Genomic DNA, 3186 nt, shown 5'->3' with positions numbered 1-3186 from the left:
GGACAAGGGTGCCAAGGGCAAGGTGCTGCAGGCCTACCCGGAACGCAACCGGGTCCTGGTCGAGGGCGTCAACCGGATCAAGAAGCACACCGCGATCTCGAGCAACCAGCGCGGAGCTCAGTCGGGCGGAATCGTCACCCAGGAAGCCCCGATCCACGTCTCGAACGTGATGGTCGTCGACTCGGACGGCAAGCCCGCCCGCGTCGGCTACCGGGTCGACGAGGAGACCGGCAAGCGGGTCCGCATCTCCAAGCGCAACGGCAAGGACATCTAGCATGACGACAACTGAGAAGGTGCAGCCGCGCCTGAAAGAGCGCTACCGCAACGAGATTCGTGATTCGTTGCAGCAGCAGTTCGGCTACGGGAACGTCATGCAGATCCCGACCGTCACCAAGGTCGTCGTCAACATGGGGGTCGGCGACGCGGCACGGGACGCGAAGCTGATCAACGGCGCGGTCAACGACCTGGCGCTGATCACCGGGCAACGGCCCGAGATCCGCAGGGCGCGCAAGTCGATCGCGCAGTTCAAGTTGCGCGAGGGTATGCCGATCGGTGCCCGGGTCACGCTGCGCGGGGACCGGATGTGGGAGTTCCTCGACCGCCTCACCTCGATCGCGCTGCCGCGTATCCGCGACTTCCGCGGCCTGTCGCCCAAGCAGTTCGACGGGGTCGGCAACTACACGTTCGGCCTGGCCGAGCAGTCGGTGTTCCACGAGATCGACGTGGACAAGATCGACCGGGTCCGCGGCATGGACATCAACGTCGTCACCTCGGCGACGACCGACGACGAAGGACGAGCGCTGTTGCGGGCCCTCGGCTTTCCCTTCAAGGAGAACTGAGTAGATGGCGAAGAAGGCACTGGTCAACAAGGCCAACCGCAAGCCGAAGTTCGCGGTGCGCGGCTACACGCGCTGCAACAAGTGCGGCCGCCCACGCGCGGTGTTCCGCAAATTCGGCCTGTGCAGGATCTGCCTGCGCGAGATGGCGCACGCGGGCGAGCTGCCCGGCGTGCAGAAGAGCAGCTGGTAAGAGCCAGGACCCCAAGACCAACCCAGAACAGGTGCGCGACAGGCCCGAACCGGGAACCACCGCGAGGAAGGTACCAACGCTGTCATGACGATGACGGATCCGATCGCAGACTTCTTGACACGTCTGCGTAACGCCAATTCGGCGTATCACGACGAGGTGACGTTGCCGCACTCCAAGATCAAGGCCAACATCGCCCAGATCCTCAAGAGTGAGGGCTACATCAGCGATTACCGGACCGAAGACGCTCGGGTGGGCAAGTCGCTGATCGTCCAGCTCAAGTACGGACCGAGCCGGGAGCGGAGCATCGCCGGACTGCGGCGAGTGTCCAAGCCCGGTCTGCGGGTGTACGCGAAATCCACCAACCTGCCGCGCGTGCTCGGCGGCCTGGGCGTGGCGATCATCTCGACATCCTCGGGCCTGCTGACGGATCGCCAGGCGGCCAGACAGGGCGTGGGCGGCGAAGTCCTCGCGTACGTGTGGTGAGGGAGTAGACATGTCGCGCATTGGTAAGCAGCCGGTTCCGGTTCCCGCCGGGGTCGACGTAACGATCGACGGTCAGCACGTCGAGGTGAAGGGGCCCAAGGGCAGCCTGAATCTGACGGTGGCCGAACCGATCACGGTGGAGCGCAACGAGGACGGCGCGATCGTGGTCGCCCGCCCCAACGACGAGCGGCGCAACCGCTCGCTGCACGGGCTGTCGCGCACGCTGGTGTCCAACCTGGTCACCGGCGTAACCGAGGGCTACACCACCAAGATGGAGATCTTCGGGGTCGGTTACCGCGTGCAGCTCAAGGGCGCCAACCTCGAGTTCGCGCTGGGCTACAGCCATCCCGTGGTGATCGAGGCGCCCGAGGGCATCACGTTCGCGGTCCAGTCACCGACGAAGTTCTCCATCTCCGGCATCGACAAGCAGAAGGTCGGCCAGATCTCGGCGAACATCCGCCGCCTGCGCCGTCCCGACCCGTACAAGGGCAAGGGCGTGCGCTACGAGGGTGAGCAGATCCGCCGCAAGGTCGGAAAGACAGGTAAGTAGTCATGGCGCAAAAACAAGCTGACACCGCCGCGCGAAAGCCGGTGGGGCAGAGCGTGTCCGCAACTCGCCGGGTCTCCCGGCTGCGCCGGCACGCCCGACTGCGCAAGAAGATCGCGGGCACCCCGGAGCGTCCGAGGCTCGTCATCAACCGCTCCGCGCGACACATTCACGTGCAACTGGTCAACGACGAGAACGGCACCACGGTGGCCGCCGCGTCGTCGATCGAGGACGACGTGCGCGGCCTGCAGGGCGACAAGAAGGCCCGCAGCGTGCGGGTGGGGCAATTGATCGCCGAGCGCGCCAAGGCCGCCGGCGTCGACTCCGTGGTCTTCGACCGCGGCGGGTACACCTACGGCGGACGGATCGCGGCGCTGGCCGATGCCGCGCGCGAGAACGGATTGAGTTTCTAGATGATCAAGAGCCTGAACAAGACCGGAAGGACCGCATAATGGCGGAACAGTCAGCCGGCGGCCCCGAGGCCCGCGGCGACAACCGCGACTCGCGCGGCGACAACCGCGACAGCCGCGGTCGGCGCGACGGGGGCGGCCGTGGTGGCCGCGACCGCGACGGCGACAAGAGCAACTACCTGGAGCGGGTCGTCGCCATCAACCGTGTCTCCAAGGTGGTCAAGGGTGGTAGGCGCTTCAGCTTCACCGCATTGGTCATCGTGGGCGACGGCAACGGCATGGTCGGCGTCGGCTATGGCAAGGCCAAGGAAGTTCCGGCCGCCATCGCCAAGGGCGTGGAAGAGGCGCGCAAGGGCTTCTTCCGGGTGCCGTTGATCGGCGGCACGATCACGCACCCGGTGCAGGGTGAGGCGGCCGCCGGTGTGGTGCTGCTGCGCCCGGCCAGCCCCGGTACCGGTGTGATCGCCGGTGGCGCGGCGCGTGCGGTGCTGGAATGCGCTGGGGTGCGCGACATCCTGGCCAAGTCATTGGGCAGCGACAACGCGATCAACGTGGTGCACGCCACCGTCACCGCGCTCAAGCTGCTGCAGCGTCCCGAGGAGGTGGCCGCCCGGCGCGGACTGCCCATCGAGGATGTCGCCCCGGCCGGAATGCTGAGGGCGCGACGTGAAAGTGAAGCGCTGGCCGCCAGTGCCGCGCGCGAGGGAACGGCACCGC

7 protein-coding genes are annotated in these 3186 nt (G+C 66.8%); all 7 read left to right on the top strand.

Annotation, left to right across the window (positions count from 1 at the left end; genetic code table 11):
* Positions 1–274: 50S ribosomal protein L24 (rplX, locus tag A5704_RS17100; protein ID WP_067890110.1), on the top strand; the 274-nt coding region annotated here is incomplete at its 5' end.
* 1 nt (position 275) lies between these two features.
* Positions 276–839, top strand: a complete 564-nt coding sequence (rplE, locus tag A5704_RS17095; protein WP_065441097.1) for a 50S ribosomal protein L5 — start codon at positions 276–278, stop codon at positions 837–839.
* A gap of 4 nt (positions 840–843) precedes the next feature.
* A complete protein-coding gene (locus tag A5704_RS17090; protein WP_067273083.1) occupies positions 844–1029 on the top strand; it encodes a type Z 30S ribosomal protein S14 in 186 nt (61 codons plus the stop codon).
* 84 nt (positions 1030–1113) lie between these two features.
* On the top strand, positions 1114–1512 hold the full coding sequence (gene rpsH / locus A5704_RS17085; protein WP_007167852.1) for a 30S ribosomal protein S8: 399 nt from the start codon (positions 1114–1116) through the stop codon (positions 1510–1512).
* A gap of 10 nt (positions 1513–1522) precedes the next feature.
* Positions 1523–2062 carry a 50S ribosomal protein L6 gene (gene rplF / locus A5704_RS17080; protein WP_067754265.1) on the top strand — a complete coding sequence of 180 codons (540 nt, stop codon included), beginning with the start codon at positions 1523–1525 and terminating at the stop codon, positions 2060–2062.
* A gap of 41 nt (positions 2063–2103) precedes the next feature.
* On the top strand, positions 2104–2472 hold the full coding sequence (gene rplR / locus A5704_RS17075) for a 50S ribosomal protein L18 (protein ID WP_073879405.1): 369 nt from the start codon (positions 2104–2106) through the stop codon (positions 2470–2472).
* Positions 2473–2510: 38 nt separating this feature from the next.
* Positions 2511–3186 (top strand): 30S ribosomal protein S5 (gene rpsE / locus A5704_RS17070; protein ID WP_067779045.1); only part of this gene is annotated, 676 nt, incomplete at its 3' end.

Source organism: Mycobacterium sp. E735 (assembly GCF_001666955.1).
Lineage (GTDB): Bacteria > Actinomycetota > Actinomycetes > Mycobacteriales > Mycobacteriaceae > Mycobacterium.
Note: the sequence above shows the minus strand (reverse complement) of the source record. Positions and strands in the feature narration are given on the sequence as shown.

Excerpts from the sequence above, each read along its gene's own strand:
- A5704_RS17090 (WP_067273083.1), top strand. The coding sequence starts at position 844 with ATGGCGAAGAAGGCACTGGTCAACAAGGCCAACCGCAAGCCGAAGTTC.
- rplE (WP_065441097.1), top strand. The coding sequence starts at position 276 with ATGACGACAACTGAGAAGGTGCAGCCGCGCCTGAAAGAGCGCTACCGC.
- rpsH (WP_007167852.1), top strand. The coding sequence starts at position 1,114 with ATGACGATGACGGATCCGATCGCAGACTTCTTGACACGTCTGCGTAAC.
- rplF (WP_067754265.1), top strand. The coding sequence starts at position 1,523 with ATGTCGCGCATTGGTAAGCAGCCGGTTCCGGTTCCCGCCGGGGTCGAC.